Genomic DNA, 22,462 nt, shown 5'->3' with positions numbered 1-22,462 from the left:
GGCTTCAGGAATAAGATGCTGAGGAAAATAATGAATGCCATATTAATGGCTGGGAGAGGTGAAGTCGAATTGAAGCACCTATCATCTACAATCGATACATCAATTATGGCGCCAATTCCGCCTCATGATCCACACGGACTTATATTGGAGGAAGTTAAGTATAAAGATCAACTTAACTTCACAATAGATGCCGGCGCCCGCACGTTTTTTGCGCGTTACTTGAAGAAGAGATTAATGGAGGTAAGCAGCATGCTTGCCTCATATGAGTACCTGCTAAGCACCGCAATTAATGACAAAATGAATAATAAGCCTCATCCCTTCTAGGGGAGGAAGTATTATTACCCATTTAATACGTTTCTGAGTCTTTGTCGTTATTTTGTCATTGCTCTATTCGGGCGCCGGAATCTATTGATGTAACCCATGCTCTCCAGCCCTCACCAAGGGCTCTAATTGCTTCGGCCTTGCTTTCAAAAATCGCTACAATGCTTCCCCCCAATCCAGCTCCACTTATTTTTGATCCAAGGGCTCCAGCCTCGCTTAACTTAGCCCGTATTCGTTCTATCTCGGGTAGACTCACGTCATAAAGATCCCTTAGTAATTCATGTTGCTCATTTAATATTTTACCAATTATGTGAGGCGATGGATTACTTCTCCGCAATTCATCTAACGCTCTCATAGTGGATTCATTCATTTTAATCGTGAACTCTATTCTCTTCCTTTGAACCGCATTAAGCGAATCTAGATAATTCCATGCGGTTCGGCCAAGTTCCGTCCAATTAATCATTTCGAGGGGCAGATCCAAGTTAATGCCCATCGCTTCCCCAAGCGCCTTCAATCCCTCCCTTAATTCTCGCTGCCTCTCGGAATGTATGTTAAGCGTCTTATGTTTTATTCCTGAATCAATAACTAGGAAGGGCAGATCCTTAATCCCTAGTTCCTCCACGTTATAGGGAGGCTTAGTGTTCAGCACTATAAGTCCCCCAAAGGCCGCAGCGTATTGATCAAGTCTGCCGCATGGGATGCCAAGTACATCATGCTCAGCCATATATGCTAGTTCCGCCAAGTCTTTAGTGCTTAATCCGAATCCATATGCTGAATCGAACCACTTAATTAAGGCCACGAGCAATACGGAGCTACTGCCCAGGCCCGCTCCCATTGGTACATCACTATATATGCTTAGCCTTGCCCCCCTTATCTTTAATCCTCGACTCCTCATCGCCCTTAATGCAGCCACCACGTAATCGCTCCATTTACCAACGAACTCGGAGTCGGCATCTACATTATCACGCTCCCCAAGGTTAATAGCATCAACTCTGACCGACCCATCGCTTGCTTCTCCAATTATGGTTGTTCGTAGATTTATCGCGGCCGGAACCACGGGCAACCCCTTATAGTCCTGGTGAGTATTAAGCAAGTCAATCCTACCTGGCGCAGATACCTTCATGCATTGAACCAATTGCAGCTAATTAATAAGTTATTGGCGTTGCGAAACTATAGTAATTCAATAAACCTGACCTCCTCCCCGCCCTAAAGGGCGAGGTTTGCCGTTCGTTTTATCAACAAACTCCCTGTGGGCTATGCTTATTAATGTCACATCATTTTGCAGTTAATGGGAATGGAGTTACGGTTTAATCCATTAATAGGTGAATGGATAATGATTTCAACTGTGAGGCAGGCACGACCATGGCAACCAAATGAAGGTTGTCCCTTTGATCCAGGCAATGATGAGACAGGCATTGGTTGGTCATACCTAATACTTCCAAATAAGTATCCAATGCTTGTTCCGAATCCTCCTGCCCCAATTAAGGTTCCTGGACTTAGGTCAAGGAGGTCCTTCGGTTATTGTAAGGTAGTTGTGGAGTCTCCGAATCATTCATTAAGTGATCTTCATGACCTTAAACTAGATGAATTAACTAATGTAATGCTGGGAATCAGGCAGGAAATTGCAAACATGGAGAAGCAGAGCTTTGTTAAGTATGTTTTCTTTTTCAGGAATAAGGGGCGAGAAATAGGAGTATCCCTGACGCATCCCCATAGTCAAATATATGCATTACCATATGTGCCCCTTAGGATTCGATTAGAGGCCAAGAACATGAAGAATTATATGAAGCGACGCGGGATATGCATGTTATGCGATATTTTACGCATCGAGAACAGCAGCGAGAGGCTTCTATACGTCAATGATGGTTTCTCCATAATAAAGCCATACTACTCAATGTGGCCCTATGAGATACATATCATCCCCAGGAGACACGTGCAGAGGCTGTCCCAGCTAACGGATGATGAGGTGAGGTTCCTGGCGGATTCCCTCCGGGCCTCCACTTACATGCTTGATTCGGTGCTGGGCAGGGACATGCCGTACGTGATGGCGGTTCACCAAGCCCCCGTCAAGTCCCACAAGTCCTTTCACCTCCACGTGGAGTTCTACCCCATGCTGAGGGACGCGAGTAAGATGAAGTACGCGGCTGGCGTGGAGTGGGGCCTCTGGACGTTCACCTACGACTCATCGCCCGAAGCTAAGGCAGCGGAGCTGAGGAAATCATGTGCTAATGCACGCGATCTAATCGGGAGATGCATTTAATCGATTCCCCGAAGCCAGCGCGCCGATAATTTATGCATGGGTCTTCCCCGCTGAAGGCAAGCCATGAATCATGGTAATCCTGGGAGAAATACGTGGGGTTAATACGTGGAGAGCGAAAGCGTTGGGGCATAGTTTCAATGATTCATAACAAACTACTGCACTTACGGAGGGGATCTCTGGCGGCGGTAAGATGAAGAAAAAATATAAAGTCAAACAGAGCTAATCACAAATGAATAATGAATTATTGATAAAACTTGCCGTGGCAGTATCTATAACTGTATTACTTGGCATTGCTTTGTACTTTGAATCGCAGTCCCACGTCGTATTCATCTATTACGGCCCCAATTACGTGGTCCGCTACGTGAAGCCATCCCCCCTCTCCAGGCTGTTGAATGGCTTGGGCCACGCTGATCCCCCTCTCTTCCCCTCAATATTAATGCAAGTGAATGGGATGAATGAGTACTACAACCTATCGTTTCCCATCACCAATGCCAGCCTCTATGCATTTGCCACGGGCCCCGCCCCGGGCGGCTTTGTGGACGTGGGGGAGTGGGAAGGCAATGGGAGCACCATAATCATCAATTCATCCAGCTACCTGCCCTACGCCGAGGAATTAGATGAGGAGTTGGGGTATGGATCGACGGCAGGGCCTTCCCTCGTGGTGCTGTTAAGCACAATAAGCAACGCGAGCGACACTGCCTTCTCTCCTCTGGATTTAGTGACCATACCCATAATACCGTCGCTGGCGGAGGGATCCGAGGTCCAGGTCCAGATCAACTACACGGCGGCGGCAATGATAGACATGGGGCTCACCATGAACTTGACGCGCATATGCTCAGCATACCCAATCCCCAAGTGCCCTCGAGTCCCCGTCGCATCCATCCCGCAAGCCTCAATACTCACATAAATAAACCAATGGAGGCAAGCCAACCGCGGTACTGGACGGAGTACTTCAACTTCTCCTCGCCCCTCCTTGGGAAGACTGTGATAGGTTACTGGTTCGTGGCCTCCCCAGTGGGCGTGGAAGCCAAGCTAAACGGCTTGGAGCTTGGCATAGGCGTGAACAGGAGCATTCTGGCCAGCAATCAATCCAATGTAACGCTGTCCATCTCGGTGACCGGCCCCCTGGTGCTAGATGCTCCCTCCTACACTGTGAGGGGCCTTAATCTTTACAATGTAATGCCGCAAGGGCTATGCATATGTTAACTATAGATCCAGTGTGCCCATGCTATTACCATCTCTACGAGCCAGGGGTTATTGACCGATCTAGGTAAATATTTGTGTTTTCAACACTGGTGGCCGGCGTGACATTAAGTGGTTTCGATTTCTCAATAACTATATTCACGCTGCTTTCGTTGGGGTTCTTGTTTTCAATAAGAGGAAAGATCGCCGGATAATTATAGACTAGACTAGTACACTAAATATTAGTATTTATTATTCAATTGCCTAGATGCTAGTATTGTTTATAAATCGCCCAGGGACTCGTTAATTATGTCGATATGGCATTGGCCCATAAAACCGGAGGATGTTCCTAAAATAAAAGTGGATCCCCCAGGTCCACGCGCGTCCGAAATAGTTAAACGAGATGAGAAACTCATAATGCAATCATTCGGCCGCTGGTATCCATTGGTCATAAAGGCGGGGTATGGGCCCATCGTAGAGGATGTAGATGGGAATCTATACATTGATATGAATGCCGGAATTGCGGTAATGGGAGTTGGCCATAGCCATCCACGAATAGTTAAGGCAATACGGGAACAAAGCGAGCTGTTTACGCATTATAGTTTGACGGATTTCTATTATGAGGTGGCGGTTCGACATGCAGAGGAATTGATTGGAATAACCCCAATTAGCGGCGAGAAAAGGGTTTTCTATACTAATTCAGGAACAGAGTCGATAGAGGGTTCATTAAAGATAAGCAGGGGGCATTTCCAGAACCAAAGACCGTACGTGATCGCATTCTTGGGGGCGTTTCATGGCAGAACTTACGGCTCCATGTCGCTGACGGCCAGTAAACCAGTGCAGCGTCGGGGCTTTAACCCAATAACTCCAAATGTAATTCATATACCCTATCCCTATCCGTATCGCTGTCCATTCGGTAATTTAAGCGAAGAGGCATGCGGCGAAGCGGTAATAGGGTATCTAGAGGACTGGATATTCACTAAATTAGTGGATCCAAGCGAGGTGGCCGCGATATTCTTTGAACCAATTCAGGGGGAGGGCGGTTATGTGGTTCCGCCAAAGAATTTCTTCCNGAAACTGAGAAGCTTGGCTGATAAACACGGCATATTACTGGTCGATGATGAGGTTCAGGCCGGCTTCGGCAGGACTGGGAAATGGATGGCCATAGAGCATTGGGGCGTTGAGCCCGATTTAATAGCGACGGCTAAAGCAATCGCGGCCGGCTTACCCTTAGGTGCAATAATTGGGCGAAGCAAAGTAATGGATTTACCGAAGGGATCCCACGCCAATACATTCGGCGGTAACCCTGTGGCGTTAGCGGCTGGAATAGAAGTGATCAATGTCATACGGGATGAGGGTCTCCTGGAAAATGCGTCGCGAGTTGGCGAGTATATTAAGAATAGATTCAAGGAAGAAATGGATTCCATTGATCTAATTGGAGATGTAAGGGGCCTTGGATTAATGATTGGGGTTGAATTAGTGCGTAATAGGAAGACCAAGGAATATGCGAAGAAAGAGATCGAGGAGGTCCTGATGAATAGCTTCAGGAGGGGGGTTGCGGTGATATCGTCAGGCTACTCCACTATAAGAATAGCTCCCCCACTTAATTTACCAATGGAGTTAGCATCTAAGGCTGTTGATATAATTATTGATTCGATAAAGAAAGTGGATAGGGAGAGGGTTAGGTAGTTGTTTCTTCTTCTAGGTACCATTCCAATATGTATTCTTTTTGGTCGGCTATTGTTCTTGCCTCCTCATATGCTTCCCTCCATGTCTTGAATCTCCCCGCTATTCTCCACCCCATTCCAGTCAACTCGGCGTCCCCGCTCCTCCCAGTCACTAGGACGCGCGCACTCCCCTCATTAATCAAAACCATATATACACTAGCCATACAAATTAACCCAAACAACTCCCTTATAAACCCAAACCATAACCAAGCACCTGAGAACACCAAAACTTTCACAAAACAATACATACAAATACAGCTCCTAACGAGCTATAATTGATAAAACGAACGACAAACCTCGCCCCTTCAGGGCGGGGAGGAGGTCAGTTGAATAAACGGTAACGCTTAAAAACCCGCCTAAACAATAGTTTAGCAAATGGCCATAAATATCAAAAAAAGTTTACAGCGGAGCCCCCTCAGGATCTCTCTCCTAGCGGTTCTCAGCGCGGTAGCCGTATCCCTGGAACTACTTAGGATAGAGTTCCCCTTCCCGCTTGCCCCCTTCTTAAAGTATGATTTAGTTGGCGTTCCCCTTTTATTGCTGGCCATGATTTCAGGTAATCGAGATGCATTGCTTGGTGCCACNGTAACCGCAGTGGCAGTATTCATAGCAACGGGCGACCCAATCGGCGCGTCCATGAAGTGGCTAGCAGAAGTTGCGACGTTTATTCCATTCACCATAATATACGGCAAGAACCGTGTAAGGGCATCCCTAGCCATAGTTGCGGCGACAGCATCGAGGACTCTAGTAATGGATCTCGCAAATCTTCTCGTTACTCCTTATTGGTTAATGTTCTTTGCACACGCTTGCTCAGCATATTTAGAATGCCTCAAGACTGTTGAGGTATTGATTCCCGTTATTTCCATATTTAACGCGTCGCTTGCCTTGATATACATAGCGATAACAGTGCCTCTCTATGAGTATATGGCTAAGTACTTGGGGTCCCAATTATGGGGGTTACGGTAAGCGATCTATGGTTTAGGTATAGTGGATCCGATAAGTGGGCATTGAGGGGGATCAATTTAATTATTAATCCAGGTGAGGTGGCCTTATTAATAGGTAGGTCTGGTGCAGGTAAATCCACCTTAATTAAGGCAATAGCCGGCCTCCTACGCGATAGGGGGGAATCACGGGGAAAAATAGTGACCAGCAAGGTTTACCCCGTTCTCCAGAATCCCGAGAATCAATTAATAGAATTNACGGTAAGGGATGAATTGGAGGGCGTCGCGCCATGGATTACGAGGCTATTGGGTCTTGATCAATTAATGGATAGGCGCATCTTTGAACTAAGCGGCGGCGAGCAGCAGAGGGTGGTCTTAGCGAGGGCAATGATGAGCGACGCAGATGTTTTTTTATTGGATGAACCAACCATGTGGCTCGACATTGATTCCATATCGAGGCTTCTCGAGATAATATGGATGATACGGCTACGTGGAAAGACGCTCATAATAAGCGAGCATAGGTATCATTATTTCCTACCAATTACGGATAAGGTTCTTCTAATGGTTGATGGATCAATAGAACTCCAGGGCGCGCCGCGGGATGTTTTATCATCAAGTGAGCTTCACCGCATTGTTGGGGTTCCATCATTCATGGAGATTTGGGAAGCAATGGGTGGACGAGCCATACTTACGGTGAGTGAGATTGCAAGTAATTGAGATGAGGGATATTTGGTTTAAGTATGATGGTGACTGGATAATGCGCGGCATAAATAAGTCAATAAATGAGGGCACAATAATGGGTTTACTGGGAAAAAGCGGCTCCGGTAAGACGACCCTACTTAAGATATTGGTTGGCGCTAGGAAGCCAAATAGGGGTCGAGTATCAATTCTAGGCCTCAATCCGCGGAATGCGCGTGGGTTATTGGCTTACGTTCCTCAAAATCCATCTCACGCATTCTATATGCCGACCGTTCTTGAGGAGGTTATGGATTCCTTGATCGGCATGAAGGGGCTTTCTAGAATCGATGCAGAGAAGGCCGCTCAAGATATACTAAACATCTTTGGATTAGGGGAGTATATTGCCGAGAATCCATTTAATTTATCTTGGGGTGAACAGAGAAGATTATCTCTGGCGGTGATAGCTGCCTATAGTCCTCGCGTTGTGCTGTTGGATGAACCATCTACTGGGCTATCATATAAAGATAGGAAGTGGGTCGCGGCTTTATTAAGGGGCTTGCGGTCAACCATGGTGGTTGCCACTCATGATGTTGATTTCCTGCTTCAATTAGGAGTTAATGATGTGGTTGAGATCAGTGATGGGGTTTTAGTTCCGGTCTCATGCCGGGAATTAGTGGCTAGATCTGAGTTATCGATGGTTCTCTACGGAAGGGAAATGATGGATGAAACCGCTTCATGTGATGTAAGTGAAATACTTCGGCGATTAAGGCATGTCGGCGATAACTAGCCTATCATACTCCCCAGGAAACACTGTTCTTCATAGGGCAAGCATATGGGGTAAGTTAATCATTTTGATTGCCATAATAATTGGGCTCCTCATTAACTACAGAACATTTATTGCATCCATTATAATTATTTCTGCATTAACAGTTATTTCGGGGCAGGTCCGCAGGTTAATTATTTTATTGAAGTACTTGGCCCCCATAATATTAGCTACAATAGCCCTTTACGGCATCTCAGTGCTATTGAATGGTTACTCCTCCATCTCTATTTCGGCATCGCTTTTTTACATTGCATTGAACTCCATCAAATTAATTGCATCGCTTTCGTTCGTAGTAACCATTATAAATACGACCAATCCAAGACATGCCGAGGCATTGCTTTATAGGCTTGGATTCGCCGACTTAGCATTAGTTCTTCACTTAGTTATAAGAATGATTCCCGTGATATCATCAGAGATAGAGAACATAAGGATATCCACTAGGCTAAGGGGTTCTGGGTCAAGCTCCATTAAATTCTTGATACCAGTGATCGCGAATTCATTATTTAGGGCAAGGGATCTCGCCGATGCCATAACATTAAGAGGCGCACGTGCATTAAATGTTCCCAGCCCCAATCGAATTGATGCGGCTCTCGCATTACCTGTGCTGCTTATCCTGATCTTATTGGCCTAGAAACTCACCCGTCTCCTCATTCTTAATGCATTGCTTGACCTGAATCTTTCCTCCATCCATGGGTCGCCATTATCGTGGTATCCCAATTCCTCCCAATAACCAGCCTCATCATCTCTCATCACTGCTAGTCGTGATAGGTATTTCGCTGATTTCCACGCGTAGCGACTCGGTACAATTAATCTAAGGGGGAATCCATGTTTTCGCGGGAGCAATGAATTATTCATGGCATAGGCAACTATGCTTTCCTCTCCCATTAACGCGCTTAGCGGCATATTAGTTGTGTAGCCATCAAGCCCAACCGCCATTACGAAGTCGCCTCGAGGCTTAGCTAGATTAAGTAAATACTTCGTCTGTACTCCCCTCCACCTAACGCTGCTTACGCTCCATCCAGTGACGCAATGAAAATCAGCCACTAGATCCACGCAAGGTAATTTAGTTAATAGATCAGTGAATGCTATATTCAATTCATTCTCGACCTCCCCATCCACTCTCAGGAAGACGCTGCTTGGATCTGGTTCTGGACCTGGATCAAATGCATCATATATTATGAACCTAGGCACTGGTTTTTGGTTAGGCGGCCACTCCCTCTTGTAATGTACTTCATTACACTTCCTATTAAGAGCATTATCGATTAATTGCGTGAGTTCCATTATTTCTCTCCTTGTTGGGGATTAATATATGAATATTGTTTTAGCACCTAGAAACTAGTTAAGTGGAAACCCTTAAATTGAGAAGGCAAGGATTACAGCGATGGATTCATCAAGTGTGCCGGGCTTGGATCGCATAGTTAAGATAGCGTATGAGTTAGGGGTTGGAGATGCATTGATGCATTCATTGGAGGGTAAGGCATCTATTAAGGACATAGTTGAGCTTTATCGAGCACCCCTCTGGTTGATTGGCGCAGCGGCTCGCGCCGTAACGGACTCAATAAGCGGTAAAAGGGTTGGCTTCATTGTGAATGTCATCTTCAATTATACCAATGTCTGCGTAATTGGGTGTAAATTCTGCGCATTCTATCGAAGGCCTGGAGCCAGCGATTCATATAGAATAGATGTGAAGGAATCGATCAAGCGCATAGAGGAATATTGGCGTAATTACAGAATAAGGCAAGTCCTATTTCAGGGAGGCGTTGATCCCGGCATACCTATCGAGTATTATGAAGAGGCATTCAGGGGAATAAAGTCATCCACTCGTGGGGAGGTTGCCATTCATGGGCTAAGCGTGGTTGAGATAGAGTGGCTGGCTAAGTCTCATGGCGTATCAATAAAGGAATTAGTAACTAGACTAAAGGAAGCCGGGCTAGATAGCGTGCCAGGCGGAGGCGCGGAGATACTGAGCAATAGGGTTAGGAAATTGATTTCTCCCATTAAGAGCTCCGCCGAGGAGTGGCTGGCGGTAATGGATCAAGTAATGGAGTTAGGCATACCGATAAGCGCAACAATGGTTTATGGCCATATCGAGACCCTTGAGGAGAGGGCAGAGCACTTGCTTAAATTGCTGGAGCTACAGAGACGCCGGGGCCTTATCTTGGCATTCACCGCATGGAACTTTGAGCCGGAGAACACGGAATTATCAAGGGATGTCCCGTACCCCCTGGGCGGCACCGAATTGCTTCGCACGGTAGCGATTGCCCGCTTGGTTTTCAGAGATGAATTGAAGTGGATACAGGCCGGATGGTTAACGGCGGGAACTAGGTTAGGCCAAGTGTCGTTGGATTATGGTGCAAATGATTGGGGCGGCACACTTTATGAGGAGCGAGTCATGCCTGCGGCCGGCGTTCCATTGCCTCATCTAGCGCGCGAATCAATTATGAGGACGATAAGCGGCGCTGGGTATATCGGTTATGAGAGGGATAATTGGTACAGGCCAATAATGGATAAATAATTGCTGTCCAATTTAAATCATCGCAAGGAAGGGTTTAAGAATGCAAAATGGGGTTAGCGTGAGCTGCTCTCGCCCTGAAGGGCGAGGCTTATCGCCTCCTTTACCCCCAACTTTATAAAAATGGTTCTGCATTATCTTGTGTTTATTTCTATGAATCCATCGCTGGTCTCGCTTGCCTCATAGGTCTTAAGCGGTAGTTTCACTTTCTCGGTTTCGCATTCTTCATCTGGCTTAATCTTGGCTTTAGCTATTAATTGTCCCGTCCTTATGTCGTACTGGGCTTCATGGGCTGGGCAAGTAACTATATAACCATTTACCTTAGTAAGCAATGCGCAACCCATGTGTGCGCAAACCGCATCCATTGCATATAGCCTCCCCTCTACCTTAGCCACCAACACCGGTCTATTATTTACCCATGTTATGATCGAGTTTTCTTTATCGAACACTTTGGTGGATATGCGTATCTTCATGCAATTACTTAAATAATTTAAATTTAAATAGTTTGCTATTGATTAATGATAAAACGAACGATAAACCTCGCTGGGCGGGGAGGAGGTCAATCGCTTGGCAGTTCCATAAAGGACAGCGATATGTCTATGCCGTGCCGTAACTTATACCTCCTTACCGACTCATATATTGCTAGGCCCATGATAAAGGGTAAACAAGACTCGACCAATATGATCACGGGCGATTGAGGCACTAAATATATGGCTGGATACTTGATCCAGAAGAACGCATAGATGGACATAACCATGATATCAAGCAATGATAAGCAAAGTAATGCAGCCCTATTAATTCCTAATCTGTGCCTACCCATTGCCGCGCTGTATATGATCAATAGACCTATTGCCATCCATGTGAATAACAACAACATCAATCCATCTATATCTATGGCGCTGCTGAATACATACCCAAACGGCGACTCAATCAATAAGTACATCAATGAAGCCGTTATCACCAAGTCCACCAAATGAGCTAATACTGGGGACCTCGTCCTTGGATTGACATATGATACCCAGCTCGGCAATAACCCATCAAATGAGAATGCAAGCAAATATCTACTGATCTGTATCACGACGCCGGTCATAGGCGCTATGTACCACAATGATGACCCGATAATTATAATGAGTTGCATTGCATAATTATGCGTAATCGATAAAGCAAATGAAATAGGGTTACTGAAGAGCGGTAATCCCTTGCTTGCCCCAATAATAAATGCAATAAATGCGGCTCCACCCACAACGAATGAAGCAATAACGCCCATTATTGCCGATAATCCGCCTCGCCTAGCCTCGCCGCCCACTGATGCCGGGTAATTCACGTATGCCCACACGGCTGTCGTAAATGCCATTAAGCCAAGGGTGGGATAGTAGCCGTTCATGCCTATGCTCAGCGAACCAAAATTAGAGCTAAGCATTAGCATTGCGGTGATGATAAATGATGCGAAAGCAGCCATGCTTATTGCCATGAATGTCATATGGCCGATCCTGGAGGAGACAATATTAGCTGCAATGACAAGAACCAGAATTATTAATCCAATTATGAATGCGTTTCCCTCAATAATTGAACCCAGTTGGGCATTTAGCATTGATAATCCGTTTCCTAATTGCTCCACCCCGAAGTATGCTAGGACAGCATCATAAAGCATCTCGCCTATCACAAATGAGAAGAATGCAGGAAAACCAATCCTAGGCTCTAATCTGCTGGCGTAGACGTAATCCCCACCATTAACTGGATAACTCTTGGCAATCCAGTACCAAATAGTGACATGCGGAATGAAGAGCAGCCATGAAAGTGCAGCGGCAATAATGAGGTTACCATTGGGCCACGCCGCTGCGCCCGGTATTAGAACAAATGGTATGGCGAGAAAACCATTATATCCCATATTCATGAAGAACAAGGCAAGAGGCCCAACTTCCCTGACCAGGCCTGTGCTTCTCCTCATCATGATTTAGAACCACCCATAAATGCATCCATTGCATTATTCAAATTTATCGATAATCCAAAATCCATTAACGCCATGCCTAGGGCAGTTACGGTCGGCAACATGAATTCTAGGGTGGCGGTATATCCCATGTGGCCTATCCTAATCACCTTACCGCTCAATTCGCCAAGTGATCCGCCAATCATCACCCCGTATTTACGCCACATCGACTCACGGAGGAGTCCATCATTAATGCCGGTTGGTAAGTAAAATGCAGAGACAGATGGACTTGCCCACTCCATTGATGCGGGAACCAGGGTAAGTCCATAGGCATTAACTGCACGTATAACTCGATTCCTTATGTCAATATGCCGCTTATATACTTCATCGAGGCCCTCACGCATTATATGCCTTAATGAAGCAATTAATGCATTGAGAAGAGGCTCGCTGTGGGTGTATGGGAACCCAGATTCCAGGTTTCTCCAGTTCAATAAATTAAGATAGAAACCCTCATATTTGCGATCCTCAATCCTTCTCCAAGCCTCATCGCTTATCGCCATTATGGTGAGGCCCGCAGGAACATTCAATGCTTTCTGGCTACCCCCAATTAATACATCTATTCCCCACTTCACATCTATATTAACCGCGCCAATAGATGAAACCGCATCAACTACGAATAGTTTCCCGCTCCTCTTAACTGCATCAGCCACTTCACGCAATGGATTAAGCACGCCGCTCGGTGTTTCGCAGTGAACCATTGTTACAATAGATGCTTCCGACTCATTTAATGCTTCTTGTAACTCATCTGGATCCACTGGGTGCCTAACATCCCATCTAATAAGGCGAGGTCTTCCTCCATACCGCCTCACAAGCTCCGAGAAGTAGTCGCCGAATACTCCATTGCTTAGGCTTATCACTTCCTCCCCCGGCTTCACTAAATTAGCGACTGCAGCCTCTAGTCCNCTCATTGCCTCGCCCATCCATATAACAACATTATCGCCTCTTGNCCCTATCATTTCGCCGATCATATTACGCGCATCTATGTATTTAGTCATGAACTCAGGATCCAGATCCGGGTTACTAGTCTCTGCACTCAAAGCTTCACGTACATAGGGAGGNTCATGCGTTGGACCCGGAGTCGCTATAATTCTCATGAAAATATAAGTCCACTTCATATTAAATTCCTTGTTAAACGTTTAATAAGGATGGTGAAGTTCCCCATTGCTTGCCGCTAACTCTTCACTGGATTTATACGCATGGGGGAAGCCTCGCCATTTATGGCGGGGATGAGGAGGGTAACTTTATATTAGTGACGTTCCTGTTTTTCTGGTGCCCATCGTGGGGTTTAGGTTCAGAGCATACACCAACGAACAGGCGTTGAGGGCGTTAAAGGCCCAATTGAGGTTGCGTGAGAGACGTGCAACGCCCTTCATTGGGCAAGGCATGCGGGGCGGGAGCCGCCCGTGGCGCCCGTGATCCGCCCACTACCCGTGATGATGGGCAAGGCGGGGCAAGGAAGCGGGAAGCCCCTTAAGGATGGGGTAGCTCACATTTAAAAATCAAGAACCGTTTATCTTAAATGGGACGCAGGGTAGCAGTGATAGGGGTCGGCAGAATAGGTACAGCTATTGTACGTGGGTTTCTTGCCAATGGTTATTCAATTAATGATGTGGTGGGCACAGTTAGGCGGGTTGAGAGCATGGATAAGGTCAAGAATCAATTGCCAATAACAGTAACCACTGATAACTCCATCGCCGCCTCAGCTGATATAATAGTCGTGTCTGTGAAGCCTAGGCAAGTACTTGAAGCATTATCACGGATCAGCGATCAATTAAGGCCTGATCAATTGCTGGTATCGGTGGTTGCAGGCGTGCCTACTCACGTTATTGAGGAACTAGTTCCATGTAGGGTGATCAGGGCCATGCCAAGCATAGGCATAACGAGGTCAAGAGGAGTTACTGTGGTCTCTAGGGGAATAAGGGCCAGCGATAATGATGTGAACGATGTATGTGGGGTATTTAAGTCGCTTGGCAAGTGCTATATAATGGATGAGCAGTATATGAATGCAGTAACTGCATTGAGCGGGAGCGGACCTGCCTTCATAGCTATGATGCTTGATGCAATGCAGGAGGCTGGAGTACTTATAGGCCTGCCAAGCGATATTTCCTGGAGACTCGTCATGGATACTGTTGAAGCGACACTGGAATTGCTGCGTGATGAGGATCCAGCCTCATTAATACATAGCGTCGCGACGCCGGGTGGCGTGACCATAAATGGGATTTGGAGAGGGGAGGAGAGGGGTATTCGTGGAATAATAATGGATATGATTGAGGCAACGAATAGGCGGGGAATCGATATAAGTCGCGAATTAATAGATGAAATAAGGAGATTCGCTGGGAAACCGGCATGAATAGCCTTAAATTGCTTGGCAGAATCGCTTGGATTTACTCNACCCTAATAAGTATACCAATACGTGGGTTACATGAGTTAGTAATTAGGAATATACCTGACCGATCATCGGTGCTGGACATTGGCTGCGGCCCCGGCCTACTTGATGNCGAACTCCAACTAAGGGATAATAAGGNAACATGTGTCGATGCATTGATTCCAATGGCTAAGATATCGACGCGAAGGGGAATCGATGTGGCAGTTGGAAGCATTGAGATGCTTCCTTTACGGGCCTCATCATTTGATGTAGCGATCACCACATTAGTAATGCATCAAGTGAAGAATAGGGGAAAGGCAATTAGTGAGGTGATGACTGCCCTTAAACCAGGCGGTTACTGGGTAGCGGCTGAATTCATTAAGAGGACATTAATTAATTGGGCCTTCATGGATTATGGGCCATTTCAGCATCCAGGAAAAATAATTAGTAAGTGGAGATTCGGGGTAGCGATACTACTAATAAGAAGAGCGACAAATCCTTGCTAGGTCTGTGGTAATTTATGGGAATGCCTTAACTATTAATGTTTGATACAGGATCCAGTAGCCGTAGTTTCTTGATGAAATAATGATGGGTATCTTATATTGCCCAGCCACTGTCGGCATAACTACTGCCTCTATGGTAGCCTCGCCAGGCGTAAGCACATGACTAGAGGAGTCCCTGCAACACACTACATCAAGCTTTATATTGCNGCCCGTCTCATTAGTTACACGTATGCCAATGCGTGTTTCCCTATTTATTATAGTCTCGATCACGTCGTTAATTAGGCTCGCATGAATCTTCTCCATGGAATTGCCAGCCTCATTCCTTGCCTTGCTTAGCCATTCATCTATCATGAAGTTGCTCCAATAATCGCTCCACCAATAGTCGCTATCTAATGCGTGCCACATCGCATTCCTAGCAGTAACTAGCTTAGTGCCCAGCATGGCTTCGGCCCCTAATATGAATCTATATGTATCCACGGCCTTGATCCAGTATTTATCATGCTCAACGCGCTCCCCCCTCCATTTCGAGAAGCCGCCTAACCAAGACGTGGTCGGGATATATGTTAGCGTTCTTCCGCCAGTCATGGCTTCACTGAGCTTGACGGTGGTTATGATGCCATCCCTTTGAAGTTTCTCCAAGTATGTGTAAAGAATATCCAGCTCCACTGCAACGNGTCGAGGCGTTTTTGACATAGCTATGAAGTTCTCTCCATCTAGTGCAATTACCACGAGGGGATTAAGTCCATCAACCCTAAATGCATCCATTATTATGCGCCTAGCCATTCTATCGGCATGCCTATCATCAAACAAATTATTCTCGAATGCCAATATATCGCTTATCCGTTGATCCCTGAAGAATATAGTGAAGCCGCCTAACTTATATGGCTCATATATGGATCCCTTATCCCCCACAGAGCCTGGAAAGTGATTCTTACCGCATAGCACCGTATACTTGAGGCCGGCATTAACGTAAATGTCGAGAAGCGACATGTCCCAAGCCATTTCGGGGGTCCATATGCCCTGCGGCTCAATTCCAAGTATGCTCCTAGTCACGTCAGCGCCTGTTCTAACCTCTTCATCCACTATATCCCGCATTCCATGGGTCGCGACCAGGTATCCCGCTATAGTATGCGCATATAGGCTGGTCAATGCCTCGACCTGACCCCTATGTACCTGTGATTTAAATAATTCAAGGGTATCCGCGATTTTCTTGACTTGGTCGGAGTCCTTCCCATATTGATGTCCATCCATTAACCTATATCCTCTCTCTATGGCGTCGCTCCACTGCTTTAATAGGCTGGGCGATAAATTCACTGTAGTCTTCACTTCCTTATGCTTCTCATTTAGATATGCGTGAAATGCATAGGGGCCCCCGTTAAAGGTGGGGGCCAATGAATTATCAGCAATGTATCTGAATGCCCAATCCATATAGTAATCGCCACTAGGTAAGTACCATGGCGGTTGATGCATATGATAAACCAATGCAAGCTGAATGCGTTTAGCCACATCAATTACATATGCCCTAACATTATCTGATACAGATCTTCCATCGTAATTAATATCGGCATTAACCATTAACACCCCTCCCCGTTTCAAGTCGGTCTGAATCTCCATTATCTTGCGTTCTCCCCCTATTAATGCAACTTTCTCCTCATGATCCAATATTTTCTCATTCTCAAGAGTTGCAGTGATCCTGATGGATAATGTTATCACATGGTCATTCTCATTCAATGCATGGATTATTATTATGGCCTTATCGCCGACCCTATATATGGGCTTATCCGTGGTTAAATATATCATTTACAGCCATAATTGAGGCTTGGACTAAATTAAAGTATTTCGTTTAAAAGAAACAAGGCATAGGCACCTTCCTCTAAGTGAGCAATGCTTAATAATGCTCTTGCCTTCATGATCGCCAGTGAAGGTAGTTATATTGGGGATAGATGGATATCTTGGATGGCCTCTTGCATTAAGGTTAGCGAGCAAGGGACATGAAGTCATCGGCATTGATAATTTCAGCACTAGGCGCGAATTAGAGGAGGTGGGGGCATGGTCTGCGCTCCCCATAGCATCAATGCAGGAAAGAATAAAGGCCGCGCGGGAATTAATGGGCGCCGATATAAGATTCATAGAAGGCGATGTGACTAATTATGCTATTGTTAAAAAGGTTATTGAGGAGAAACCAGATGCTGTTGTTCACTTTGCTGANCAGAAATCAGCACCATACTCAATGATTGATCTGGACCACGCTAGGTATACAATGATGAATAATTTGATTAGTACGCTGAATTTGATTTACGCCATTAAGGAGGCTTCGCCTAAGACTCATATATTGAAGATGGGAACCCTCGGCGAGTATGGCACTCCTAACTTCGATATACCCGAGTCAGCCACCGTGAAAGCGATTATAGATAATAAGGAAGATGATATAATCGTGCCAAGATGGGCTGGCAGCTGGTATCATTGGTCCAAGGTATATGATAGCTATAATTTAATCTATGCAAATAAGCTATGGGGATTAACAATCACCGATATTCATCAGGGCCCGGTTTATGGAACTAGAATACCGGAGATAAACGATGAGAGGCTATTCACTAGGTTTGATTTCGATGATGTCTGGGGAACAGTGGTGAACAGGTATTGCGCGCAAGCCGTGATAGGTCATCCCCTTACTGTGTATGGTAAGGGAAACCAAGTACGGGGCTTCATATCGCTTGAGGATAGCATAGACTCCATTTACTTGCTGCTCACTCATCCGCCAGAGGATGGGGAATATAGAGTGGTTCATCAATATAGGGAGACGCATTCCGTGAATGAAATAGCCCAAATAGTTAGGGATGCTGCAGCCGACTTTGGGATTCATGTAGATATAGAGCACATACCTAATCCCCGCGTAGAGAAAGAGGAGCATTACTATAATCCGATTCGCCGCGTATTGCCTGGGCTTGGCATGTTTGGGTTAAACAAGGATCTTAGGGATGAGGTCAAGGTAATTCTACGCGACGTGCTTCCATATAAAGATAGAATAGAGGCTAAACGATCAATTATAATGCCGAGAATACGGTGGAGATAGTGTGGGGCTTAGGCGTGATATAGCCATAGTGGTCACATATAGGATGCTGCTTAACTTGGCTGGGCTCCTCCTTCCTTTATCTACGCCGATGGATGCCAGCACATGGGTATCAATAAACTATGGGGCATTAGCCATTGGCGGCCTAATCGGTTATTTAAGCGGGTTCAGGGCTCCACAGAAGATATTCATGGCCATGATACCCATATTCTTCATTTGGTATCCCTACACCATGCCTCTCATAATGATCGGGCTTGGCATCCTTGATCCCCTCGCTACTCCCCTCATTTATGAAGCTTATGGAGATAAGGCCCTTTCCCTTGTGTATTCATTGACATCATTCAGCATAGCCGCCAGCGGCTTGCTTCTATTGGTTCCGCCCTTTATTCCATTTATGACCCTACCCCTCACATTATTCCTGCCTTCAATTACAAGAAAAGTGAATGTCAGGCAGGCAGTTTCGTCGACATTAAACATGGAGATAATTATATTTGCATCATCTACATTTATATTGGGAGGACTATATACTATTTTCCTGGCTAGAGTAAGTGGAATGCCTTACTCCAGGTATGAATTAGCAATAGCGGCAGCATCGATGGGATTAATGAGGCTCTTATCCTATAAGATTAAGAGCTGGGTCTATGAATTGATAATTATGGCTGGGTTTGGCTTTATGGCTTTCCTACTTAATGCTGAGTTATTTCTTTTATTCATATTGCCATACTCCATGATTTATCCTGTCATAGCTATGGTGGCTGGAAAACGAGGTGGACGCGATCCAACGACTGCAATTAATGCGGCATTTGCCGGGGTTGGCACTGGTTCCGCCATTCTTCCAGAGGCTTCTAAATATATCAATGCATTGATTTTTCCGATTGCTTTGATTATAATGAATGGATTAATGATAATGCTTAATGAAGTTAATCACCGCTTACATTTAAATCATAAATATAAATCTTACTAATTAGTTCTGAGCAGCTTTTTAAATCTCATGGTTCAGCCATTGATTAGTGGATGTAAGTTTCCTAGTGCAGTACGGTAGGGTAGGTAGATCCATTAGGTCAGGCATACGCATGAGGCTATCCACGCTGCCTCCGGGGATTAATTATAGGATAATGGGGGAACCCATCATGTCCACCAAGTTCAATGAGTATGGATTAAGCTCATTCTCCATGTTTAAAACCGTGATTCGCATCTTTTTCGACAATATTTCCCCATTAAGTGGTGACGTGATTCATGCATTCTTTTGGTGGTACCGCAGAATGGGCGATAATTGGATACTTGAAAATGATCAAAGCCTGAGCCAATTCTTCCGTATCTATGGGAATCGTGGCAGGGTTCCTCAATTTATAAGTGACTTCATGTATAGGAAAGCCACTGTAATTACTTGGACTAATTGGGCTAGGCTGGGCTTTATTAGGGATGGCTTCCAAGAAGATAGGATACATGTAATTGATCTACCAGTTTGGCCACAGTGGATAAATATCGGTAGAAAAATTGAGAACAGCGTAATATTTGTTGGGATTGATTTCTACTTGAAGGGCGGCGACACGGCGCTTGGAATATTTAAGGAGCTCAAGGAAAGATGGGGCAGTAAAGTGAAAACCACATACATAGGCTCCATACCTAATGAGTATAAGAATGGGTTGCGATATGTGGATGAATATTATCCGCCCTCTCCATCCAGCACCGTGATGAGGAAAATAGGGGAATCCCAAGTCTTAATATTGCCATCCAGGTGGGATGCATATGGAATCACCGCGCTTGAGGCTATGATGCGCGGCACAGCTGTGGTTTCCAGCTCCGCCGGAGGCTTACCTGAAGTGGTGGGGGATGCAGGCATTATATGTAGGAATAATTTATGCATGCTTGACGCTGTGGAGGATTTATTAATGGATACATCAATGCTGAAGAGACAGATCAATAATCAACTAGAGACTTTGGCCACTAGGCACAATCCTGAGAGAGTGACTCAATCATTAAGTGAGGTATATGAATCATTCATGCGCCGCTGATATGGACGCGTGCCTCTCCAGAACTTCTCCTCCTCATCACTTGAGTTGTTATACTCAACCGGGTCCTTGACCCCATTTATTTTGAATGCTATCCTCCTCATGTAGCATGGACCGCATACGCCGCAGTGCTTCTCTCCATCCTCATAACAGCTCCACGTATATTCAAGTGGGGCGTTAGCCTCTAGGCCTAGCTTAACTATTTCATGCTTCACTAGGTTCCCAACAGGCATAACTAGTTCAACCCTCTTTTGGGGCCCGGTTGCGTAGGGTAATACATTATTAAGTAACCTAATGAACTCCATCTCATTATCAGGATAAGCCCCGCTCTCCTCCAAGTTAACCCCAGTGGCCACAACATCGTATCCCCAGGCCTCGGCAATTGCAGTGGCTAGAGCTATAAACACGAAATTACGGGCCGGCACCCATTCGTGAGCGAATTCAGCGCCCGCCTCGCCTCCCCGCGACTTATTTATATTGCCTTCGCCGAGAAGCGGGGAGCGCCCGACAACTTTAAAGAAATCCATGTCGATTTCTATTAATTGAACATTCATATCCCTCGCAATGGCTCTAATCGCCTCCAGCTCCCTGTTCTCGGCTTTATGCCTATAATTAAAATGGAGAAGAGACACTTCATAACCGTCTTGCCTCAACTTAGCGGCCGCCGTGGTGGAATCAAGACCACCACTCGCTATGACTAATGCTCTCTTTTTCTTCCGATCACTTGTTTGCTTCCATAGGCTAACTTCCCGCCAGGACCCGTTAATATCCACCTCAATTAACGAGTATGGATTAATTCGCTTAACTACATTGCTTTCCCATGGGGCTTTTCCTGGTTCCTCCAGGTAGTAATCCATGCTTGAGAAAAATAGGACATTAAGTTCCTTGTCCCACATGATGTAGAGAGGCTTGAAATTAGTTGCTAACCACATTTTTCCTGGCCTCCTCTTATCGATAATTGATAATGCGTATGATCCCACNACCTCATCCCTGAGAATCCGCTGCAGATCGGTTATTGATCCATCCCACTCATGCTCAAGCAGAGGTGGGATTATTGATGAATCTATTTTACTGGTTTTCCTAATATTAAGCCGCCTCTCTAGGTCTAAATCATTGGCTATGGTGCCATTATGCGTGACAGCTATGTTGTTTCCAATTATGGGCTGAATGTCGTTCAACCCCTTCTCAACAACGTGCTCAGTGGTTGGTTCAGCCCTATTATTAGCTATCACTGCGATAGCTTCCTTCGATAGAAAGCCTCGCTTCCCAGGTAAATTATTAGATGCACGTCCAATGCCTTTTAATTCCTTGAATAATCCATCCCTGGTTAAGTAAACGATGCCCCAGCTATCCCTGCCCCTCTCCTCTGCTTTTATCATTATTTTAATGATTTTCTCCTCTATAGCCCTTGCTCTATCATTATCCAGCGATCCAAATATCAGAGCTCCGCTTATGGAGCAATCCATTGCTTCGCCTAATCATGATGCCTTTATAATTGTTTTCAACTTTAGGGAAACAGAGCTCTTCCGTCCCTAATGGGCGATGTTTATCACTCTTTTACTTATCATCAAAAGCATGAAGAACCATAAAAGGCAGTAATGCAACAGCTCCATCTTTGATTCAAGTACCTCGATTGTCAATCTGCCTAATAATTTATGCGTTGAAAACGAACCAAAGAAAGTGGATTAGGTTATTTTAAGTATATAAAATGTGCTTTATTTTAAGTGAGCTACCCCGCCCTTAAGGGGCTTCCCGCTTCCCCGCCCCGCCTTGCCCGTAGCCGAAGCCACGGGTAGTGGGCGGAGCTCCACGGGCACCACGGGCGACTCCCACCCTGCACACCTCAAATGATTGAGCGCCGAATTATAATCCCTATCCACGGTCCAGCCACACTTGGGGCACGAGAAGACGCGATCATTCAAAGTTAAGTCATCCTTTACATAACCACACTTGGCGCACGCCTTCGAGGAATTCCTAGGATCCACTAGGATGAACCCCTACCCATACTTCCCCAACTGATACTCCACGATGCCCCTAAGCTCATGAAAAGCGACATCATGAAGCCTCATCCTCACCCCTCT

The 22,462-nt window shown here is 45.6% G+C and carries 22 protein-coding genes and 1 pseudogene; 15 read left to right on the top strand and 8 right to left on the bottom strand.

All coding sequences use genetic code 11. The features are described 5' to 3' along the window. A pseudogene (locus AT710_04405) lies at positions 1-324 on the top strand. A gap of 55 nt (positions 325-379) precedes the next feature. Here AT710_04405 and AT710_04400 read toward each other — a convergent pair. After that, entirely contained in the window at positions 380-1,444 is a 1,065-nt protein-coding gene (locus AT710_04400; protein KUO92187.1) for a hypothetical protein, read from the bottom strand. A gap of 165 nt (positions 1,445-1,609) precedes the next feature. Here AT710_04400 and AT710_04395 point away from each other — a divergent pair, with 165 nt between their 5' ends. The 4 genes from AT710_04395 (at position 1,610) to AT710_04380 (ending at position 5,452) form a co-directional block, all read left to right on the top strand. Continuing rightward, a complete protein-coding gene (locus tag AT710_04395; protein KUO92186.1) occupies positions 1,610-2,581 on the top strand; it encodes a galactose-1-phosphate uridylyltransferase in 972 nt (323 codons plus the stop codon). Positions 2,582-2,810: 229 nt separating this feature from the next. Beyond that, positions 2,811-3,488, top strand: coding sequence for a hypothetical protein (locus tag AT710_04390; protein ID KUO92185.1), 678 nt, complete (start codon positions 2,811-2,813; stop codon positions 3,486-3,488). A gap of 8 nt (positions 3,489-3,496) precedes the next feature. Beyond that, positions 3,497-3,787 carry a hypothetical protein gene (locus AT710_04385; protein KUO92184.1) on the top strand — a complete coding sequence of 97 codons (291 nt, stop codon included), beginning with the start codon at positions 3,497-3,499 and terminating at the stop codon, positions 3,785-3,787. A gap of 285 nt (positions 3,788-4,072) precedes the next feature. After that, positions 4,073-5,452: a 4-aminobutyrate aminotransferase gene (locus tag AT710_04380; protein ID KUO92183.1), complete on the top strand. Its 1,380-nt coding sequence runs from the start codon at positions 4,073-4,075 to the stop codon at positions 5,450-5,452. Here AT710_04380 and AT710_04375 read toward each other — a convergent pair. Further along, positions 5,445-5,654 (bottom strand): hypothetical protein, encoded by a 210-nt coding sequence (locus AT710_04375; GenBank protein ID KUO92182.1) that lies wholly within the window; start codon positions 5,652-5,654, stop codon positions 5,445-5,447. The two genes, AT710_04380 and AT710_04375, sit on opposite strands and share 8 nt — an antisense overlap. A gap of 211 nt (positions 5,655-5,865) precedes the next feature. Here AT710_04375 and AT710_04370 point away from each other — a divergent pair, with 211 nt between their 5' ends. The 4 genes from AT710_04370 (at position 5,866) to AT710_04355 (ending at position 8,563) form a co-directional block, all read left to right on the top strand. Next, positions 5,866-6,456 (top strand): hypothetical protein, encoded by a 591-nt coding sequence (locus AT710_04370; GenBank protein ID KUO92181.1) that lies wholly within the window; start codon positions 5,866-5,868, stop codon positions 6,454-6,456. Continuing rightward, complete coding sequence (locus AT710_04365) at positions 6,441-7,148, top strand: hypothetical protein (GenBank protein ID KUO92180.1); 708 nt, start codon at positions 6,441-6,443, stop codon at positions 7,146-7,148. The genes AT710_04370 and AT710_04365 overlap by 16 nt, the downstream gene beginning before the upstream one ends. Before the next feature lies 1 nt (position 7,149). Beyond that, positions 7,150-7,896, top strand: coding sequence for a hypothetical protein (locus AT710_04360; protein KUO92179.1), 747 nt, complete (start codon positions 7,150-7,152; stop codon positions 7,894-7,896). Continuing rightward, the gene (locus AT710_04355; GenBank protein ID KUO92178.1) at positions 7,880-8,563 is read left to right on the top strand and encodes a hypothetical protein; all 684 of its coding nucleotides are present in this window, start codon (positions 7,880-7,882) and stop codon (positions 8,561-8,563) included. The genes AT710_04360 and AT710_04355 overlap by 17 nt, the downstream gene beginning before the upstream one ends. Here AT710_04355 and AT710_04350 read toward each other — a convergent pair. Then, positions 8,560-9,213: a sulfite oxidase gene (locus tag AT710_04350; GenBank protein KUO92177.1), complete on the bottom strand. Its 654-nt coding sequence runs from the start codon at positions 9,211-9,213 to the stop codon at positions 8,560-8,562. The genes AT710_04355 and AT710_04350 overlap by 4 nt on opposite strands. A gap of 175 nt (positions 9,214-9,388) precedes the next feature. On the opposite strand from AT710_04350, the gene AT710_04345 reads away from it, so the two are divergent. Continuing rightward, entirely contained in the window at positions 9,389-10,447 is a 1,059-nt protein-coding gene (locus tag AT710_04345; GenBank protein KUO92188.1) for a dehypoxanthine futalosine cyclase, read from the top strand. 131 nt (positions 10,448-10,578) lie between these two features. Here the strand turns inward: AT710_04345 and AT710_04340 are convergent, their stop codons facing one another. From AT710_04340 to AT710_04330, 3 genes are all read right to left on the bottom strand, one after another. Then, the gene (locus tag AT710_04340; GenBank protein KUO92176.1) at positions 10,579-10,917 is read right to left on the bottom strand and encodes a ferredoxin; all 339 of its coding nucleotides are present in this window, start codon (positions 10,915-10,917) and stop codon (positions 10,579-10,581) included. Between the two features lie 86 nt (positions 10,918-11,003). Then, positions 11,004-12,395, bottom strand: a complete 1,392-nt coding sequence (locus tag AT710_04335; GenBank protein KUO92175.1) for a hypothetical protein — start codon at positions 12,393-12,395, stop codon at positions 11,004-11,006. After that, entirely contained in the window at positions 12,392-13,546 is a 1,155-nt protein-coding gene (locus tag AT710_04330; protein KUO92174.1) for a hypothetical protein, read from the bottom strand. Before AT710_04330 ends, AT710_04335 begins: the two co-directional genes overlap by 4 nt. A gap of 404 nt (positions 13,547-13,950) precedes the next feature. Here AT710_04330 and AT710_04325 point away from each other — a divergent pair, with 404 nt between their 5' ends. Both AT710_04325 and AT710_04320 read left to right on the top strand, forming a co-directional pair. Then, positions 13,951-14,781, top strand: coding sequence for a pyrroline-5-carboxylate reductase (locus tag AT710_04325; GenBank protein KUO92173.1), 831 nt, complete (start codon positions 13,951-13,953; stop codon positions 14,779-14,781). After that, on the top strand, positions 14,778-15,302 hold the full coding sequence (locus AT710_04320; GenBank protein KUO92172.1) for a hypothetical protein: 525 nt from the start codon (positions 14,778-14,780) through the stop codon (positions 15,300-15,302). The genes AT710_04325 and AT710_04320 overlap by 4 nt, the downstream gene beginning before the upstream one ends. 12 nt (positions 15,303-15,314) lie before the next feature. On the opposite strand, the gene AT710_04315 is transcribed toward AT710_04320, so the two are convergent. After that, positions 15,315-17,099 (bottom strand): hypothetical protein, encoded by a 1,785-nt coding sequence (locus AT710_04315; protein ID KUO92171.1) that lies wholly within the window; start codon positions 17,097-17,099, stop codon positions 15,315-15,317. Between the two features lie 118 nt (positions 17,100-17,217). Here AT710_04315 and AT710_04310 point away from each other — a divergent pair, with 118 nt between their 5' ends. From AT710_04310 to AT710_04300, 3 genes are read left to right on the top strand one after another with little or no spacing between them, the layout of a single operon-like run. Then, the gene (locus tag AT710_04310; GenBank protein ID KUO92170.1) at positions 17,218-18,372 is read left to right on the top strand and encodes an NAD-dependent dehydratase; all 1,155 of its coding nucleotides are present in this window, start codon (positions 17,218-17,220) and stop codon (positions 18,370-18,372) included. Between the two features lies 1 nt (position 18,373). After that, positions 18,374-19,333: a hypothetical protein gene (locus AT710_04305; GenBank protein KUO92169.1), complete on the top strand. Its 960-nt coding sequence runs from the start codon at positions 18,374-18,376 to the stop codon at positions 19,331-19,333. Between the two features lie 46 nt (positions 19,334-19,379). Then, complete coding sequence (locus AT710_04300; protein KUO92168.1) at positions 19,380-20,384, top strand: hypothetical protein; 1,005 nt, start codon at positions 19,380-19,382, stop codon at positions 20,382-20,384. Here AT710_04300 and AT710_04295 read toward each other — a convergent pair. Further along, the gene (locus AT710_04295) at positions 20,342-21,847 is read right to left on the bottom strand and encodes a 7-cyano-7-deazaguanine synthase (protein KUO92167.1); all 1,506 of its coding nucleotides are present in this window, start codon (positions 21,845-21,847) and stop codon (positions 20,342-20,344) included. The two genes, AT710_04300 and AT710_04295, sit on opposite strands and share 43 nt — an antisense overlap. Between the last annotated feature and the right edge of the window lie 615 nt (positions 21,848-22,462).

The organism is Thermocladium sp. ECH_B (assembly GCA_001516585.1).
GTDB lineage: Archaea > Thermoproteota > Thermoprotei > Thermoproteales > Thermocladiaceae > Thermocladium.
Note: the sequence above shows the minus strand (reverse complement) of the source record. Positions and strands in the feature narration are given on the sequence as shown.

Coding starts and splice junctions, on each gene's coding strand:
- AT710_04400 (KUO92187.1), bottom strand. CDS start 1,444: ATGAAGGTATCTGCGCCAGGTAGGATTGACTTGCTTAATACTCACCAG.
- AT710_04395 (KUO92186.1), top strand. CDS start 1,610: ATGGGAATGGAGTTACGGTTTAATCCATTAATAGGTGAATGGATAATG.
- AT710_04390 (KUO92185.1), top strand. CDS start 2,811: ATGAATAATGAATTATTGATAAAACTTGCCGTGGCAGTATCTATAACT.
- AT710_04385 (KUO92184.1), top strand. CDS start 3,497: ATGGAGGCAAGCCAACCGCGGTACTGGACGGAGTACTTCAACTTCTCC.
- AT710_04375 (KUO92182.1), bottom strand. CDS start 5,654: ATGGCTAGTGTATATATGGTTTTGATTAATGAGGGGAGTGCGCGCGTC.
- AT710_04360 (KUO92179.1), top strand. CDS start 7,150: ATGAGGGATATTTGGTTTAAGTATGATGGTGACTGGATAATGCGCGGC.
- AT710_04355 (KUO92178.1), top strand. CDS start 7,880: ATGTCGGCGATAACTAGCCTATCATACTCCCCAGGAAACACTGTTCTT.
- AT710_04350 (KUO92177.1), bottom strand. CDS start 9,213: ATGGAACTCACGCAATTAATCGATAATGCTCTTAATAGGAAGTGTAAT.
- AT710_04345 (KUO92188.1), top strand. CDS start 9,389: ATGCATTCATTGGAGGGTAAGGCATCTATTAAGGACATAGTTGAGCTT.
- AT710_04340 (KUO92176.1), bottom strand. CDS start 10,917: ATGAAGATACGCATATCCACCAAAGTGTTCGATAAAGAAAACTCGATC.
- AT710_04335 (KUO92175.1), bottom strand. CDS start 12,395: ATGATGAGGAGAAGCACAGGCCTGGTCAGGGAAGTTGGGCCTCTTGCC.
- AT710_04325 (KUO92173.1), top strand. CDS start 13,951: ATGGGACGCAGGGTAGCAGTGATAGGGGTCGGCAGAATAGGTACAGCT.